This is a genomic window from Kitasatospora sp. SUK 42 (genome assembly GCF_015776785.2).
Taxonomy (GTDB): Bacteria; Actinomycetota; Actinomycetes; order Streptomycetales; family Streptomycetaceae; genus Kitasatospora.
This window is the reverse complement of sequence record NZ_LFMD02000002.1, coordinates 1,922,329-1,938,993: the sequence shown is the minus strand read 5'-3', so window position 1 is coordinate 1,938,993 and position 16,665 is coordinate 1,922,329. Positions and strand designations below refer to the sequence as shown.

At 74.4% G+C, this 16,665-nt stretch carries 14 protein-coding genes and 1 pseudogene; 4 read left to right on the top strand and 11 right to left on the bottom strand.

Annotation, left to right across the window (positions count from 1 at the left end; translation table 11 throughout):
* The first annotated feature begins 134 nt into the window (after positions 1–134).
* Positions 135–794 (top strand): response regulator transcription factor, encoded by a 660-nt coding sequence (locus RZ50_RS08420; protein WP_196949538.1) that lies wholly within the window; start codon positions 135–137, stop codon positions 792–794.
* Positions 795–859: 65 nt separating this feature from the next.
* Complete coding sequence (locus tag RZ50_RS08415; RefSeq protein WP_196949537.1) at positions 860–1,960, top strand: phosphotransferase; 1,101 nt, start codon at positions 860–862, stop codon at positions 1,958–1,960.
* Between the two features lie 13 nt (positions 1,961–1,973).
* On the opposite strand, the gene RZ50_RS08410 is transcribed toward RZ50_RS08415, so the two are convergent.
* From RZ50_RS08410 to RZ50_RS08365, 10 genes and pseudogenes are all read right to left on the bottom strand, one after another.
* Positions 1,974–3,779 carry a protein kinase gene (locus tag RZ50_RS08410; RefSeq protein ID WP_217680313.1) on the bottom strand — a complete coding sequence of 602 codons (1,806 nt, stop codon included), beginning with the start codon at positions 3,777–3,779 and terminating at the stop codon, positions 1,974–1,976.
* Positions 3,780–3,892: 113 nt separating this feature from the next.
* Positions 3,893–5,314, bottom strand: coding sequence for a protein kinase (locus tag RZ50_RS08405; RefSeq protein ID WP_196949535.1), 1,422 nt, complete (start codon positions 5,312–5,314; stop codon positions 3,893–3,895).
* A 296-nt stretch (positions 5,315–5,610) separates the two neighbouring features.
* Complete coding sequence (locus RZ50_RS08400; RefSeq protein WP_196949534.1) at positions 5,611–6,225, bottom strand: bacterial proteasome activator family protein; 615 nt, start codon at positions 6,223–6,225, stop codon at positions 5,611–5,613.
* Positions 6,226–6,541: 316 nt separating this feature from the next.
* The gene (locus tag RZ50_RS08395) at positions 6,542–6,991 is read right to left on the bottom strand and encodes a hypothetical protein (RefSeq protein ID WP_196949533.1); all 450 of its coding nucleotides are present in this window, start codon (positions 6,989–6,991) and stop codon (positions 6,542–6,544) included.
* 616 nt (positions 6,992–7,607) lie between these two features.
* Entirely contained in the window at positions 7,608–8,585 is a 978-nt protein-coding gene (locus RZ50_RS08390) for an NAD(P)H-quinone oxidoreductase (protein ID WP_196949532.1), read from the bottom strand.
* 36 nt (positions 8,586–8,621) lie between these two features.
* Positions 8,622–9,680 (bottom strand): TrkA family potassium uptake protein, encoded by a 1,059-nt coding sequence (locus RZ50_RS08385; RefSeq protein WP_196949531.1) that lies wholly within the window; start codon positions 9,678–9,680, stop codon positions 8,622–8,624.
* Positions 9,681–9,741: 61 nt separating this feature from the next.
* Positions 9,742–10,950 carry a molybdopterin molybdotransferase MoeA gene (locus RZ50_RS08380; RefSeq protein WP_374199882.1) on the bottom strand — a complete coding sequence of 403 codons (1,209 nt, stop codon included), beginning with the start codon at positions 10,948–10,950 and terminating at the stop codon, positions 9,742–9,744.
* Positions 10,947–11,887, bottom strand: a pseudogene (locus RZ50_RS08375) (NTP transferase domain-containing protein). The gene RZ50_RS08380 and the pseudogene RZ50_RS08375 overlap by 4 nt, the downstream one beginning before the upstream one ends.
* A 26-nt stretch (positions 11,888–11,913) precedes the next feature.
* The gene (locus RZ50_RS08370) at positions 11,914–12,876 is read right to left on the bottom strand and encodes an MBL fold metallo-hydrolase (RefSeq protein WP_196951216.1); all 963 of its coding nucleotides are present in this window, start codon (positions 12,874–12,876) and stop codon (positions 11,914–11,916) included.
* A 118-nt stretch (positions 12,877–12,994) separates the two neighbouring features.
* Positions 12,995–13,642: an FMN-dependent NADH-azoreductase gene (locus tag RZ50_RS08365; protein ID WP_196951215.1), complete on the bottom strand. Its 648-nt coding sequence runs from the start codon at positions 13,640–13,642 to the stop codon at positions 12,995–12,997.
* 106 nt (positions 13,643–13,748) lie between these two features.
* Here RZ50_RS08365 and RZ50_RS08360 point away from each other — a divergent pair, with 106 nt between their 5' ends.
* The gene (locus RZ50_RS08360) at positions 13,749–14,156 is read left to right on the top strand and encodes a helix-turn-helix domain-containing protein (RefSeq protein ID WP_196951214.1); all 408 of its coding nucleotides are present in this window, start codon (positions 13,749–13,751) and stop codon (positions 14,154–14,156) included.
* An 84-nt stretch (positions 14,157–14,240) separates the two neighbouring features.
* On the opposite strand, the gene RZ50_RS08355 is transcribed toward RZ50_RS08360, so the two are convergent.
* Positions 14,241–15,008: a polyprenol monophosphomannose synthase gene (locus RZ50_RS08355; RefSeq protein WP_308271534.1), complete on the bottom strand. Its 768-nt coding sequence runs from the start codon at positions 15,006–15,008 to the stop codon at positions 14,241–14,243.
* A gap of 328 nt (positions 15,009–15,336) precedes the next feature.
* Here RZ50_RS08355 and manA point away from each other — a divergent pair, with 328 nt between their 5' ends.
* Positions 15,337–16,515: a mannose-6-phosphate isomerase, class I gene (gene manA, locus RZ50_RS08350; protein ID WP_196951213.1), complete on the top strand. Its 1,179-nt coding sequence runs from the start codon at positions 15,337–15,339 to the stop codon at positions 16,513–16,515.
* Positions 16,516–16,665: the final 150 nt, after the last annotated feature.

Sequence of the window (16,665 nt, the reverse complement as noted above, 5' to 3'; positions counted from 1 at the left end):
GCGCACGTTATCCGGGCAGACGCCCGTACGTAAGGGGGTTCTCGGTATCTGTTTCGGTCGGCTCTGGCCGGATCACGTCTTTACGGCGATGTGAACGATAGGTCTTCTGTACGGTGATATGGGAGGCTTTGGGCGTGACTGACAACGGACGAATCAGGGTGTTCCTGCTCGACGATCACGAGGTCGTCCGGCGGGGTGTGCACGATCTGCTCTCGGTCGAGGACGACATCGAGGTGGTCGGCGAGGCCGGCACGGCCGCCGAGGCGCTCACCCGGATCCCCGCGGTGCACCCCGACGTCGCGGTGCTGGACGTCCGGCTGCCGGACGGCAACGGGGTCGAGGTCTGCCGGGAGATCCGCTCCCGGCTGCCGGAGATCAAGTGCCTGATGCTGACCTCGTTCTCGGACGACGAGGCGCTGTTCGACTCGATCATGGCGGGCGCCTCCGGCTACGTCCTCAAGGCGATCCGCGGCACCGACCTGATCACCGCCGTCCGGGACGTCGCGGCCGGCCGCTCGCTGCTCGACCCGGTGGCCACCAGCAGGGTGCTCGCCCGGCTGCGCGACGGCGGCGAGAAGGAGGACGAGCGGCTCTCCCAACTCACCAAGCAGGAACGACGGATCCTCGATCTGATCGGCGAGGGGATGACCAATCGTCAGATCGGGAACGAGTTGCACCTGGCCGAGAAGACGGTGAAGAACTACGTCTCCAGTCTGCTCGCCAAGATGGGCATGGAGCGACGCACCCAGGCGGCCGCTTTCGTGGCACGGCACCAGGCCGATCACCAGTACTGATCAAGCCGCTTCACAAGTCTGACGGTTTGTCAAGGGCCCCCACCAGGGGGCCATAACCTCTGCACGTGACTTTCAGCCAGACCCTCGCCTGCGCCCCGGCCCGCCCCGACCTCTCCGCCCCGCCGATAGGGACCCTCAGCCCGCCCGTCCCGCGCAGCGCACTCGCCGAGGTCCTGGCCCGCTACCGGGTGGGGCGGCTGCTGACCGCCGAACCGGTCGCCGAGGGCCTGCTCAACCGGGGTTACCGGGTCACCACCGAGGCCGGCACGTACTTCCTGAAGTGCTACGTCGACGCCGCCACCGCCAACCGTCCGAAGATCCTCGCCCACCACCGCGCGATGACCGACCTGCACGCCCTGGGACTGCCCGTCGCACCCCCACTGAGCTGCGCCGAACGCGCCGGCACGGTGGCCGGCCTGGGCGGCCGGCTGTTCGCGCTGTTCCCCTGGGTCGACGGCCGCCACCGGCACGGCACCGAGCTCGAACCGCCGCAGTGCGACGCGCTCGGCACGCTGCTCGGCCGACTGCACGGCGCGCTCGACGACGTCTGCGCCCCCCTCGACCAACCCCCCGGATACCAGAGCGCAGACCCGCTCGACAGCCTCGAACTCGCCCGTGACCTGCGGCGCCGCGCCCGCGAGCACCGCCCGTACGGGGAACTGGACGAGCTGGTCGAACAACGGCTCACCGAACGGCTGGATCTGCTCGCCGAACACACCCGGTGCCGCCCCGCCCCGAGCACCGCCCCGCCCACCGGCTGGACCCACGGCGACTTCCACGGCCTCAACCTGCTGTACGCACAGGGGCCCGACGGCGGGCCGGTCACGGCCGTGCTGGACTGGGACAAGCTCGGCCCGCAGCCGCGCGCCGAGGAGGCCGTCCGCGCCGCCACCCTGCTCTTCAACGACCGGGCCACCGGCGTCCTCGACCTGGTCCGGGTCCGCCGCTACTCCCAGTCCTACCGGGCCTCCGGCGCCGCCACGGCCGAGCACCTGGCCGCCGCCGTCCACCGGGTCTGGTGGGAGCGGCTGAACGACTTCTGGATGCTCCAGTGGCGCTACCAGCGGGGCGACCACCGGGCCGACCCGCTCTACCCCGCCTCGGCGGGCCAGTTGGCGTGGTGGTGCCAGGAGTACGAGCAGGTCCTGGACGCCTTCGCCAACTGAGCCCGCCGACCCGTCAGGGGGGCGTGGGCTGCGTGCCGCCGGTCGGCTTCGTGGTCGCCGGCGGCTGATTGGTGGGCGGCGTCACGACGCCACCGCCGCCCCCGCTGCCACTGCCACTGCCCCCGCCACTGCCGCCACTGCCGCCGCCGTTGCCGTTGCCCCCGCCCGAGCTCGGCGCCGTCGGCCCCGTGCTCGCCCCACCGGTCGCCGGCGCGGTGGCCGTCGGAACGTGGGTGGCGGTCGGCGTGTTGCTCGGCGACGTGCTCGGCGTGTGCTTGTTGTTGTTCGGCGGCGGCGACATGTTGTTGCCGCCGCCCGTCCCGCCGTAGTTGCCGGGGTCGGTCGGCTGCTGCGGCCGCTTGGTGCCGGGGACCGTCGCCTGCGGGCTCTGCTGGCCGGTCTGGGCCGGGGCGGTCGGCTCGGCGGTGCTGACCGCCGGCGCGGGCGTCGTGGGCGTGTCCGTCACCTTGCCCTCGGTGCCGCCGCCGTTGACCGCGAACGCGATGCCGACGCCGGCCGCGACCAGCACCGCGACCACACCGGCCACCCAGCCCCACGGCCCGCGCCGCCGGCCGCCGTCGTCCTCGTCGTCGTGCTCGCCACCGCCGCCGTACGGGCCGCCGGCCCCCGGGTAGGGCGCGGCGGGGTTCGCGCCGCCGGCCACCGGCGCGTACGGCAGCACCGAGGTCTGGTCACCCGCGCCGACCGCGCCGAGGACCTGGGTGGCCGCCGCCTGGTCGGGCCGGAGCACCTGGGTGGCGCCGGTGTCGCCCGGCAGCCCGGCCGTCGGACCGGCCCAGAGCCCGGCCGCGCCGTGCATCTCGCGCAGCGCGTGCTGCACGTGGGCGCGGAACTCGTCGGCGTCCTGGAAGCGGTCGTCCGGGTTCTTGGCCAGCGAGCGCAGCACCAGCGGGTCCAGCCCGGCGGGCACCCGGCTGTTGGCCTGCGAGGGCGGCACCGGCGGGTCCTGGACGTGCTGGTAGACCACCGAGAGCGGGGTGTCGCCGGTGAACGGCGGGCGCAGCGTCAGCAGCTCGTAGAGCATGCAGCCGGCCGCGTACAGGTCGGAGCGGTGGTCGACCGCCTTGCCGAGCGCCTGCTCGGGCGAGAGGTACTGCGGGGTGCCCATGACCATGCCGGTCTGGGTCATCGTGGTGGCCCCGCCGGTCAGCGCCCGGGCGATGCCGAAGTCCATCACCTTGACCGCGCCGTTGTTGGTGATGATCACGTTGGCGGGCTTGATGTCGCGGTGGACGATCCCGTTCCGGTGGCTGTAGGCGAGCGCCTCCAGCACCCCGGCGATGATGATCAGCGCCTGGTCGACCGGCGGCGCCTCCTCGTCCACCAGCAGCTCGCGGACGGTCCGGCCCTCGACCAGCTCCATCACGATGTACGGCGTGGACTCGTCCCCGACGTACTCCTCGCCGGTGTCGTAGACCGCGACGATGGAGTGGTGGTTGAGCGCCGCGACGGCGTGTGCCTCGCGGGTGAACCGCAGCCGGGCGACGTCGTCCTGGGCCAGCTCGCCGCGCAGCAGCTTGACCGCGACGGTGCGGCCCAGCCGCACGTCCTCGGCGGCGAACACCTCGGCCATGCCGCCGCGGCCGAGCCGGTGGGTCAGCCGGTAGCGGCCGTCGCCGGCCGTGCCCAGCGGCAGGGCGGTGCCGCGGCCGGGGGTCTGCGGCCCGCCCGTCCGTCCGACCGGCGGCAGCGCGGAGGTCGCGGCTTCACTGCCCGGCCCGGGGATCCTCGGCGTACCGCCGGTCCGTCCGTCCACTCGGGCACCCGCCTCGTCGTCCGGCTGCTGCGTCTGTGCCATCGCTCCTCGCCCCGGGCGGTCGCTCGGAATCGCGGTGCCCTGTCGCTTACGTATCCCCGAACGCTACCGCTTCCCGGACGTGCCCGTGGCACCCCCCAACCGGCCGGAAACCGTCAGAGCAGGCCATTCCGGTCGGCCGACGGCCCCACGACCAGCACCGCGGCCGGCCGCGCGGAGTGGCCGACCTTGCCCTTCGTCTTCTCCTCGGCCTTGTTGACCACGATCGCGATGATGATGCCGGCCAGCACCAGCACGCCGACGATGATCCCGATCACCACCACGGCCGTGGAACAGCCGCCGGACTGCTTCGGCTGCTGGTACGGCGGCATCGTCTGCGGCGCCGGGGCGTGCATCGGCCGCTGGAAGGGCTGCGGGGTCTGCGGGGCCTGCGGGTGCGGGGCCTGGTAGGCCGGCGGGGGCGTCCGGTACTGCGGCTGCTGCGGCGCCCCCTGCTGGAGGTACTGCGGGTGCGGGGCCTGGTAGGCCGGCGGCGGGGTCCGGTACTGCGGCTGCTGCGGCGGCCCCTGCTGGAGGTACTGCGGGTGCGGGGTCTGCGGAGCCTGCGGGGCCTGCGGAGCGGCGTGCACCGAGCGCGGGCCCTCGTTGATCACCAGCGGGGTGCTGGCCTGGAGCTGGTGCCCGCTGCCGCCGCCCTTCAGCTCCGCGATCAGCCGCTCCGCCTCGTCCCGCATCGCGGCCGCGCTCTGGAAACGGTGCGCCGGATCCTTGCGCAGCGCCTGGGCCACGAAGGCGTCCACCGCCGGGGTGATCGAACGGTTGAGGCCGGAGGGCGCCGGGGGCTCCTCCTGGACGTGCTTGTAGGCGATCGAGAAGGCCGAGTCGCCGTCGAAGACCAGCTGGCCGGTGAGCATCTCGAAGAGCATCACGCCGACCGAGTACAGGTCGGAGCGGGCGTCCACCGGCTTGCCGAGGGCCTGCTCGGGCGAGAGGTACTGCGGGGTGCCGACCACCATGCCGGTCTGCGTCATCGAGGTGACGCCGGATTCCAGCGCCCGGGCGATGCCGAAGTCCATGACCTTGACATTGCCCTTGCGGTCGAACATGACGTTGCCGGGCTTGATGTCGCGGTGCACCAGGCCCATGTCGTGCGAGGCCTCCAGCGCGTTCAGCACCCCGACGACGACCCGCAGGGCCTCCTCGGTCGGCATCGCGCCGTACTCGGCGACCGCCTCGTTGATCGCCTCGCGCAGGCCCTTGCCGTCGATCAGCTGCATGACGATGTACGGCGTTCCGGAGCCGTCCGGGGCGACGTCCTCGCCGCTGTCGTACACCGTGACGATGTTCGGGTGCTCCAGCCGGGCCACCGCCTGGGCCTCGCGGCGGAACCGCTCCTTGAACGACTCGTCCCGGCCCAGCTCGCTGTGCATGCTCTTCAGCGCGACCGGCCGGCCCAGCACGCTGTCGTACGCGAGGTGCACGGAGGCCATGCCGCCCTCGCCCAGCAGCCGCTGCAGCACATAGCGGCCGTTGCCCAGGGAGAAGCCCTCGACCGCCGCGTTGCCGTGCTCGCTCATGGTCCTCTGCTCCCCCTCGGCGCGGCCGTGCTGCCGCAACCGTGACGTTCGGTCTCGTCGGTGCGTGATGGGCCCGGCCCGTCGGCCTGACGGACCCCTGTCGCGGCGGCTCGCCCGGCCGGCGACAGGGGTCAGGGTATCGGCTCCCGCCGACGGTGATCGGCCCAGGGGCGTTCGCGGCCCCGGGCCCGCAACGCCGTCCAGCGGCGGTGCGGGCCCGGGGCGGATCGTCGTGGCACGTCCGGTCCCCGCGGCGGTCCGGAGGCCCGGTCCGCGGGTCGGTCCGCGGGGTCGGCCTACAGGTACGGGCCGGAGCGGATGCCGCGGCCGGGGCCCGGCTCCTCCTCGTCCGACTCCCCGCCGTGCAGCCCGGGCGGCAGCGCGCGGCGCATCTGCTCCAGCTGCGCCCGCGCGGCCATCTGCTGGGCGAACAGGGCGGTCTGGATGCCGTGGAAGAGGCCCTCCAGCCAACCCACCAGCTGGGCCTGGGCGATCCGCAGTTCGGCCTCGGTCGGAATGGTGTCCTCGGTGAACGGCAGCGAGAGCCGCTCCAGCTCGGCGACCAGCTCCGGCGCCAGTCCGAGCTCCAGCTCCTTGATCGAGCTGGCGTGGATGTCCTTCAGCCGGGCCCGGCTGGCCTCGTCGAGGGGCGCCGCCCGGACCTCCTCCAGCAGCTGCTTGATCATGCTGCCGATGCGCATGACCTTGGCGGGCTGCTCGACCATCTCCGTCACCGGAAGCTCGCGCGGCACGCCGCCCTCGTCGTCACCCTCCCCCGCCGGCCCGGCGAACCCCTGGCCCACGGGCAGCCCGTCCGGTCCGACGATCAGCACCTTCTGGCCGTCCTGCGACTGCCCGCCGGCGGCCCAGAGGGGCTCCTGCGACGAGCGCTCGTTCATCGGATTCGTCATGAACAACATTCTCTCTCACTGGGGTTGGTCGGGCGGAAGCCCCCGTTCGTCCCGCCGTCCTGCGCCACCCGTGACGACGGTACGCTCCCGCGCGCCGCCCGGGAATCCGTACGGATACTCAGTTCCCGTTCCACTCCTGCCGACTGCCCCCGCCCTCCCCCTCGGGCCCGCCTCCGTACGACCCGCGCCCGGGCACCCGGTGGAACCCGCCCCGGGCCGGGCGCGCCGCTCCGAGAACCCGCACCGAACCTCCACGATCTCCGTGCGCCGCCACGGTCCGCATCGGCCCGGGCGCGCTCGGCCACCGTCGCCTTCTTCAGCCCTTCCGCAGGCGCAGGCCGATCAGCCCGAGGCCGCAGCCGATCAGGCCGAGGCCGACACCGAGGGGCAGCTGGAGGGTGGACGGGTCCTGCCAGCGGGCGGGGAGGACGGTGGGGACGGCGGCCGCGAGCGGCTGGCCGGAGGCCGCGGCGGTGTCCGGGGCGACCGGGGCGTCCGTGCCGCCGTCCGGTTGGTCGGCCGTGACGCCCTGGTCCGGGGCCTGCTCGGGAGCCCGGTCCGGCGCCTGGTCCCGGGCCTGCTCGGGTGCCTGCTCCGGCGCCTGGTCCGGCGCCTGTTCGACGGCCTGCTCGGGAGCCTGGCCGACGGCCTGGTCCGGTGCCTGCTCGGGAGCCTGCTCCGGCGCTTGAGCCGGTGCCTGCGCCGGTGCCTGCTCCGGTGCTTGAGCCGGCGCCTGGTCCGGTGCTTGAGCCGGTGCCTGCTCCACGGCGCGGTCCCAACGTTCCGGCGCCGACGCCGGGCGGTGCCGGTGGGACCAGGGGCCGACGCCGTCCGGACGCGGCCGGGACCCCGGGGGCTGCGGCGGCACGGCCGACGGGGTCTGCGCACCCGTGGGCGAGGGCTCGACCGCGGCCGGCACCGCCGGAGGGGCCGAGGCCGGCGCCGGACCCGGGGGAGAAGGGGAGGGGGAGGGCGCGGCCCTGCCCGACGGAGCCACGGTCACGCTCGGCGAGGGTTCCGCCACCGCCGCCACCGCCGCCGTCGCGGCGGCCAGCGGAAGCGTGAGCCCCAGCACGGCCGTCACGAGCAACCGCCGGGAACGGCCCGGACGGCCCGGACGGCGTGGACGGCGTGGACGGCCAGGGCGGCCCGGAAAGCACGGGCGACGGCAGGTACGACGGTGGTTCGGCGCGGCGGGCAGCGGCCCGAGGGATGCGTGTGGAGATGCGGCCACGGTCGGAGTCCTTCCGACGGCCGACCGCGCCCGGGGGGCGGGGATCGGCGGCGGGACTGCTCCGGACTAGCCTCACACAAACCGACTAACGCGGCATTTCGGACATCCTGTCCACCATCGCCGCCCCCGCCGCCCGATGCCCGCCGGCTCAGGCCTTCAGCACGACCTTCCCGACCTGCTCCCCCGCCTCCAGCACCCGGTGCGCCTCCGCGGCCTCGGTCAGCGGCAGCACCCGGTCCACCACCGGCTTCACCACCCCGGACTCGATCAGCGGCCACACGTGCTCCCGCACCGCCGCCACGATCGCCGCCTTCTCCGCCAGCGGCCGCCCGCGCAGGTTGGTGGCGATCACCGCCGCCCGCTTGCGCAGCAGCGTGTTGAGGTCCAGCTCGCCCTTCACCCCGCCCTGCAGCCCGATGACCACCAGCCGGCCGTTGACCGCGAGCGCCTCCACGTTCCGCTCCAGGTACTTGGCGCCCATGATGTCCAGGATCACGTCCGCCCCGGCCCCGTCGGTGGCCTCCCGGACCGCCTCGACGAAGTCCTGCTCGCGGTAGTTGATCGCGATGTCCGCGCCCAGCGCGGTGCACCGGGCCAGCTTCTCCGCACTGCCGGCCGTCACCGCGACCCGCGCGCCGACCGCCTTGGCCAGCTGGATCGCCATCGTCCCGATGCCGCTCGCACCGCCGTGCAGCAGCACCGTCTCGCCCGGCCGCAGGTGTGCCGTGAGGAAGACGTTGGACCACACCGTGCAGGCCACCTCCGGCAGCGCCGCGGCCTGCTCCGGGCTCAGCCCCTTGGGCAGCGGCAGCAGTTGCCCGGTCGGCACCGCGACCCGCTGCGCGTAGCCGCCGCCCGACAGCAGCGCGCACACCTCGTCGCCGACCGCCCAGCCGGACACCCCCGCGCCGAGCGCCACGATCCGCCCGGCGCACTCCAGCCCGGGGTAGGGCGAGGCGCCGGGCGGCGGGTTGTAGGCGCCCTTCCGCTGGAGCAGGTCGGCACGGTTGACGGCGGTGGCCGCCACCTCGACCAGGACCTCGCCCTCGCCGGGCACCGGGTCGGGCACCTCGGCCCACACGAGCGCCTCGGGACCGCCGGGTACGGGAATCGTCATCGCATGCATGCCCCGAACCTACTGCGCTTCACGGCAGTTCGGCCGTCAGGCCCCGCCCAGGCCGGTCGAGCGGATGACGATCACCCGGTCGGTGAGCTGCAGCACCGCGGCCTCCGGCTCGGTGTAGTTGAGCACCCGCCGGCCCCGGACCACCGCGACCACCAGTTCCTCGCACTCGCGCGGACTGTGTCCGGCCTCGGCCCGGGTGACCGGGCGCTCGACCACGTCCAGCCCGTTGCCGTACGTCAGCAGGTCCTCCATCACCGCCCCGGCGTGCGGGCTGAGCATCGACAGCCCGAGCAGCCGCCCGGCCGAACTGGAGCTGGTGACCACGACGTCGGCGCCGCTCTGCCGCAGCAGCGGCGCGTTCTCGTCCTCCCGCACCGCCGCGACCACGGTGGCGGCCTTGTTCAACTGGCGCGCGGTCAGGGTGATCAGCACGGCGGTGTCGTCCCGCTCGGGCGCGACCACCACCCGGGCCGCCGTGGGCAGGCCCGCGCGCACCAGGGTGTCGGTCCGGGTCGCGTCGCCGACCACGCCGACCAGGCCGTGCTGCGCGGCGGTGTCGACCACCTTGCGCTGCGGGTCGACGACGACGATCTCCTCCTTCTTCACCCCCTGGCCGAGCAGCGTGTCGACGGCGCTGCGCCCCTTCGTCCCGTAGCCGATGACGACGGTGTGCTCGCGCACGGTGGACCTCCAGCGGTTCAACCGCCATTGCAGGCGGGTCCGTTCGGTGAGCACCTCCAGCGTGGTGCCGACCAGGATGATCAGGAACACCACGCGCAGCGGGGTGATCACGAAGATGTTGGTGAGCCGGGCGGTCTCGCTGAACGGCGTGATGTCGCCGTACCCGGTGGTGGAGAGCGTCACGGTCGCGTAGTACGCCGCGTCCAGGAAGCTGAGTTCACCGCCCGCGTTGTCGTTGTAGCCGCCCCGGTCCAGGTAGACGATGACCGTGGTGGCGACCAGGACGGCGAGCGCCAGCAGCAGCCGCGAACCGACCTGCCGTACGGCCGGCTCCGCCCGCCGGGCGGGCAGCACGATCCCGGCGTCCGCCCACGGCTCCGTCCCCGGCGCCGAACCGCGTCGCAGCCTGCTCATGCGCACCTCTCCATAGTGGGCTCTCCCCCGGCCTCCGGCCGGGGGCACCCCCGTCGCCCGCTCACGGGACCTCCACCAGTTCGACCGTCTCCCCCGCCGCCGAGCCGCCGGGCGGCACCACCGCCAGTGCCTCGGCGCGGGCGAGGCCGCGCAGCATCGCCGGTCCGTCGAAGGCGATCGGGACGACACCGCCCGCGGCGCTCCGCACCGGCTGCAACCGGGTGTCCACCGGGTGCCCGGGCAGCGCGACGGCCGCCGGGGCGAGCGCGGGCGCGGCGGCGGTGCGCCCGCTGCGGGCGTGCAGCAGCGGCAGGACGAGCGTGACCACGCCGGCGACGGCCGCCAGCGGGTTGCCGGGCAGGCCCACCAGGTGGCGTCCGCCCGGGAGTTCGGCCAGCAGCATGGGGTGCCCGGGCCGCACGGCCACACCGTCCACCAGCAGTCGCGCCCCGGCCTCGGCCAGCGCCCGGTGCAGGAAGTCCACCGGCCCGGCGGCCGTTCCGCCGGTGGTGACCACGACATCGGCGGTGGAGTGCCGCAGCGCGTCCCGCAGCAGCCCGAAGTCGTCGCGGACGCACCGGACTTCGTCCACCTCCGCACCGGCCGACCGCAGCCAGGGCGGCAGCAGCGGGCCGAGCGCGTCCCGGACCAGTCCCGGCCCGGGGACCCCGGCGGCGAGCAACTCGTCGCCGAGGACGAGGACTTGGACAACCGGTCGGCGCCGGACGGTGAGCCGGTCGTGGCCGCAGGCGGCAGCCAGGCCGAGCACCGCCGGGCCGACCGCCGTCCCTGCCGGCAGCAACTCCTCGCCCCGGTGGCACTCCTGGCCGCGCGGGCGGACGTCCTGGCCGGTGGTCAGCGGGCGGGGCCCGCGGTCGTACAGCAGCGCGCCCTCCGTGCGGCCGTGCTCGCGGCGCAGTACGGCGGTGGCACCGGCGGGCAGTTGGGCCCCGGTGGCGATCTCCACGGCGCCGCCGTCGGCCAGCGGCGCCACCTCGGTACGGCCGGCCAGCACCCGCCCGGCGACCCGCCAGGGCCCGGGGCCGGCGACCGCCCAGCCGTCCATCGCGGAGGTGTCGAAGGCGGGCAGGTCGGTCAGCGCGCCGAGCGGTTCGGCGAGGGTGTGCCCGAGCGTCTCGGCCAGCGGCAGTCCGAGCGCGGGCAGCGGACGCGATCCGGCCCGGCGGGCGGTCTCCCGGGCCCGTACCCAGGTCAGCACGCCGGGGCCGGTGGCGGGGGCGGCCACGGTGGTCTGTCCGACCGTGCTCACGGCTCCTCCGGCGAGGCGGCTGCCCAGCGCTCGGCGAGCGCCGCCGTCCGCCGGGACGCCTCGGCGACGGCCTCCGGCCCGCCGCCCTGCTGCGCGGCCGCGTAGCCGATCAGGAAGGCGGTCAGCGGCGCGGCGGGCCTGGCCACCCCGTGCGCGACCACCCGGGCCACGTCGAGCAGTCCCCGGACGTCCACGTCCAGGTCGATGCCCAGGTCGGCCTTGACCTCGGCGATCCAGTCTTCCAGCGTGCGCTCCATGCGCCCATGCTGCCTGATCGGCGGTTTCGCGGTGGTGTTCGCCCCGTGTGCGGCGCGCGTCGATTCCCTCACGATCCCGCATCGGGGGCCGTGGGCCCTCAGGACCCCTCGCGCCGCCGGGCCTGTTCGAGGTCCTCCCAGGTGTCGCAGTCGTGGGCGACGTCGTCGACGTCGGCCACCGGGATCCGGGCGAGGCCTCCGGTGAGCCGGCGCAGCGGCAGGCCGGCCGGCTCGCCGAGGGCGGCCAGCGCGCCGCGCAGCGGTGCGGTGCGGTAGGCGGCGGCGAGCGGCTGCTCGCGTCCGCCCGCGTCGACCAGGACGGCGGCGTCCGCGTCCGCCCCGGCCTCGTCGAGGGCGGTGACCAGCCGCTCGACCGTCCGCCGGTCCAGGAAGGGCAGGTCGGCGGCGAGCAGCAGCACGGTGTCGGCGGTGACCAGGTCCAGCCCGGCCGCGACGGCGGCGACCGGCCCCCCGCCGGGCGGCTGCTCCCTGGTCCAGCGGACCCCGTCGCGCCCGGTCGGCCGGGCCGGGCCGACGACGGCGGTGGTGCGGGCGCCGGCGCAGGCGGCGAGCACCCGGTCCAGCAGGGTGGTCTCCCCCACGGTCAGCCCGGGCTTGTCGGCGCCGCCGAGCCGCCGGGCGGCCCCGCCCGCCGGGACGATCGCATCGTACGGCGTCATGCGGCCAGTATCCCGTCCGGAAGGCCCTACTCCTCGACGTCCTCCGGGGAGGAGGCCCTGGCGGCGGTGTTCGCGGCCGCGCCCAGCTGGAGGAAGGACGGCAGGGTCAGCTCCCCGTACCGCGCGTTCATCGCCGTGACCAGCGCCTCCGGGTCGTCCGGGTGCTCGGTCAGCAGCCGGTCGAAGTCCTGGAGGTACTCGCCGGTGAAGCCGATCACCCGGGCCGCGTCGTCGCCCTGGTCGGGGGCGCGGTGCCCGGCGATCACCCGGTCCGCGCCGAGGTCGGCGATCCGGCCGAGGTTGTGCCCCCAGATGGTGCGCTGGGCCGGGGTGGTGTCGGCGGTCCACACGTGGGTGCCGTTGGCGACGAAGTCCCCGGCCACGACGGTCCGGATGCTCGGCACGTGGACCACCGTGGACTCCCCGCAGTCGGCCTGGCCGAGCAGCAGCACCGGGATGACCTGCCGGTCGAGCATCAGCGGCTGCGGCAGCAGCGGGGCGGGGATCAGCGGGTGGTCGGGGATGTCGTCGCCGTACACCGGCTTCCACTGCGCGACCTTGGCGGCGACGGTGCTCCGGATGCCCTCGACCACGGCCGGCGCGGCCAGCAGCTGCGCCTCGGGGAAGAGCTTCAGCACCTCCTCGGCGCCGAAGTAGTGGTCGGGGTGCTGGTGGGTGACCACGATGGCGAGCAGTCGGCGGCCCTTGCCCGCGACCCACTCGGCGAGTTCGCGTCCGGCGCTGCGGGTGAGCTGGGCGTCCACCAGGATCGCGGTCCGCTCGCCGAGGATCAGCGTGGAGGTGGCGAAGAAGGCCGACTCGGGGCCGGTGAAGACGGCCACCTCCAGCGGTCGGGCGGGCCGCTCGGCCTCCCCTGCGGTGCCGGTCGCGGCACCGGTCCCGGCGCCGGTCGCGGCGGCGCCGGCCTCGACGGGCTCGGCGTCCGCCCGCTCCGCGCCGGGGCTCTCCTCGGGCGGGGACGACGTCACGGGCTGCTCCCTCTGGTCGGCGGTCGGATTGTCTGCGCCCTACAGCATGGGAGCACCGATGGCCGAATGCCCGGAAGGCGCGCCCGGCGGGGCATGCCTTCCGGGCCTGAGGATCACGTCACACCGCGACGCGGGCGGCGAGCTCCTTGCCGCGGCGGGCGGCCTGCTCCAGCGCCTGGGCCTTGGACTCGGCGGCCTGCGGGACGAAGTCGGCCATCGCCGGGACGTTCGCCGCGAGGGTGAACTCCGGGACGATGAAGTCGACCTCCAGCCCGAGCATGCCGGTCAGCACCTTCTCCAGGTAGGTGGTGACGAACTCGAACGGCTCCCGCGGGGCGCCCGGCGCGTACGAGCCGCCGCGGGCGGCGACCACGGTGACCGGGGTGCCCTTGGCGGAGGGCTCCTCGCCGGCGGTGCGGCCGACCAGGATCACCTGGTCCAGCCAGGCCTTGAGGGTCGAGGGGATCGTGAAGTTGTACATCGGGGTGCCGATGACGACGGCGTCGGCGCCCTCCAGCTCGGCCATCAGCTCCTCGCGCAGCGCGAAGGCGGCGGCCTGCTCGGCGCTGTGCGCCTCGGCCGGGGCGAAGCCGGCGGTGATGCCGTGCAGCTCCAGGTGCGGGATCGGCGCGGCGGCGAGGTCCCGGTGGATCACCGTGCCGTCGGGGTGCTCGGCCAGCCAGGCGGCGCGGAAGGCGGCGGTGACCTCGCGGGAGACGGAGCCGTCGGCGACCGCAGAGGAGTCGATGTGCAGAAGCGTGGGCATGCGGAACCTCCAGAGAATAAGTAGCTGCTGTTTCCGTTGCAGCTGCAAGTACGGTAGCAGCTTACTTTTCTATAGTCACTAGCGGCAGGTCTAGTACGCTGGAGGCATGGCCGAGCACGAGGTAGTGACCGAAGGAGCCCCTTCCACCGCCGACGTGTGCGACGCGGGCGCCCACAACGCGTGCGTCAACGTCGACCTGGCCCTCAACCGGGTGTTCACCCTGCTCGGCAAGCGCTGGACCGGCCTGCTGCTGGGTGTGCTCAACAACGGCGGCCCCGCCTACTTCTCCGAGCTGCGCCGCGCCGTCCCCGGCATCAGCGAGCGCATGCTCTCCGACCGGCTGACCGAGCTGACCGAGGCCGGGCTGGTCGTCCGCGAGGTCGACCCGGGCCCGCCGCTGCGGGTCAGCTACCGGCTCACCGAGGGCGGCGTCGCCCTGAAGCCCGCGCTCAACGAACTGGCCGTCTGGGCCGACCGCTACCTGCCGGAGAGCGCCCTCAGGGGCGGCTGCTGACCGGTCCCCGCCCCCTTGAACGACGAAGGGCCCGCCCGCCGGAGTACGGCGGACGGGCCCTTCGCCCGTGGAACGTGACGGTGGTCAGCGCTTCCTCGCGCCCCCGCGCAGTCGCGCCACCCGGTCGGAGACGCCCCAGGACGTCACCCGCCAGAGCGCCTCGACGACGATGCTGCGGCTCATCTTGGACGCGCCCAGCTCGCGCTCGACGAAGGTGATCGGCACCTCGGCGACCTTGAAGCCGGCCTTCACCGTGCGCCAGGCCAGGTCGACCTGGAAGCAGTACCCGGCCGAGGCCACCTCGTCCATGCCCAGGCCCAGCAGCGTCTCCTTGCGGAAGGCCCGGTAGCCGCCGGTGACGTCCCGGATCGGCACGCCCAGCATCAGCCGCGAGTAGGTCGAGCCGCCGCGCGACAGCAGCAGCCGCGACTTCGGCCAGTTCACCACCCGGCCGCCCGGCACCCAGCGCGAGCCCAGCACCAGGTCGGCGCCGCGCAGCGCGCTCAGCAGCCGGTCCAGCTCCTCGGGCTGGTGCGAGCCGTCCGCGTCCATCTCGACCAGGACGTCGTAACCGTGGTCGATGCCCCAGCGGAAGCCCGCGAGGTAGGCGGCGCCCAGGCCCTCCTTGCCCTTGCGGTGCATCACGTGGACGCATCGGTCCTCGGCGGCCAGCTTGTCGGCCAGCTCGCCGGTGCCGTCCGGGCTGTTGTCGTCGGCGACCAGCACGTGGACCTCGGGCACCGCGGCGCGCACCCGGCCCACGATCCGCTCGACGTTCTCCGCCTCGTTGTAGGTCGGGATGATCACCAGGACCTTGCCGAGATCAGCAAAACTCTGCTGGTTCACGGTCACGTACAAACCTCTCGGCCGATGGCGGGGAGTGTCAGAACACCGTCGCCCGCACTCTGGAAACGCGGCCCCACCGACAGCCCACCGACGGGACGACCGTGGTGGAGATTGCTGTGCGGGGCGGAGACTACTGCGTCCTGGCATCCTACTACCGCGCCCGGGAACCACCGGTCCGACCACGGCACTCCCACCTGATGCCCACCGTTTCCCCCTGGGTGGTGACGGTCGGCTAGGGTCGGTGACCTTGCCCGTGCCCGGACCCGCCCGCACGCCGGGGCCACCCCGGCGATCCGGCACACCCGCCAGACAGCGAAGGAGTAGGACCGCGCGCATGGACAGGCTCGTCAACACCGTCCGCCCGTACGCCTGGGGGTCGCTCACGGCCCTGCCCGAGCTGCTGGGACAGGAGCCCACCGGCGAACCGCAGGCCGAGCTGTGGATGGGCGCCCACCCCGGCGACCCGTCCCGCGCCGACCGCGGCGAGGGGCCCCGGCGGCTGGACGAGCTGATCGCGGCCGACCCCGAGCGCGAGCTGGGCGCCGCGAGCGTGGCCAGGTTCGGCCCGGCCCTGCCCTTCCTGTTCAAGGTGCTCGCCGCCGGCATCCCGCTGTCCATCCAGGCGCACCCCACGCTCGACCAGGCCCGGGCCGGCTTCGCCGCCGAGAACGCCCTCGGCATCCCGCCGGACGCCCCCGAGCGCAGCTACCGCGACGCCAACCACAAGCCCGAAATGGTGTGCGCGCTGGGCGAGTTCGAGGGCCTGTGCGGCTTCCGCCGGCCCGCCGAGGCGGCCGCGCTGCTGGCCGGACTCGCGGTGCCCGGGCTCGCCCCGGTGATCGACCGACTGCAACTCGCGGACGAGTCCGAGGCGTTGCGCGGCGCCCTCGCCGCCGCCCTCGCCCTGGACGCGGACACCGTCCGGCGGACCGCCGAGGAGCTGGCCCGCACCCTCCCGGACGGCGACCACGCCCCGTACGCCCGGATCGCCGAGGACTTCCCCGGAGACCGCGGCGTGATCGCCGCCATGCTGCTCAACCACGTGCGGCTGCGGGCCGGCGAGGCGCTCTACCTGGGCGCCGGGGTGCCGCACGCCTACCTGTCCGGCGTCTGCGTCGAACTCCAGGCCAACTCGGACAACGTGCTGCGGGCCGGCCTCACCCCCAAGCACATCGACGTGCCGGAGCTGCTGAAGGTCGTGGTCTTCGAGCCCTGCGCACCCGAGGTGCTCCACCCGGTCGCGGTCGAGGCCACCCCCGGCGAGCAGCTCTACCCCGTCCCGATCGACGAGTTCCGGCTCTCCCGCTTCGAACTGGACGGCGTCGACCGGGAGATCGACGGCCGCACCCCGCAGATCCTGCTCTGCACCGGCGGCGCGGTACGGCTGACCTCAGCCGACGGCACCGTGCTGGACCTCGCCCGCGGCCAGTCCGCCTTCCTGCCGGCCGTCGGCACCCCGACCCGCCTCTCCGGCACCGGCAGCACGCTCTTCCGCGCCACCGTCACCGTCTGACCCCGGCAGTCGAGGGCCCCTGGGCCCGTCCGGCGAGAACCCGCCGGACAGGCCCCAACGGCCGCGCGACCGGCGGTAATTCGGTTGACCCGGCCGCGGGGCGCCGCTGCACTGTGGCAGGGCACCACACGTCGTGGTGCCGGCATCCCC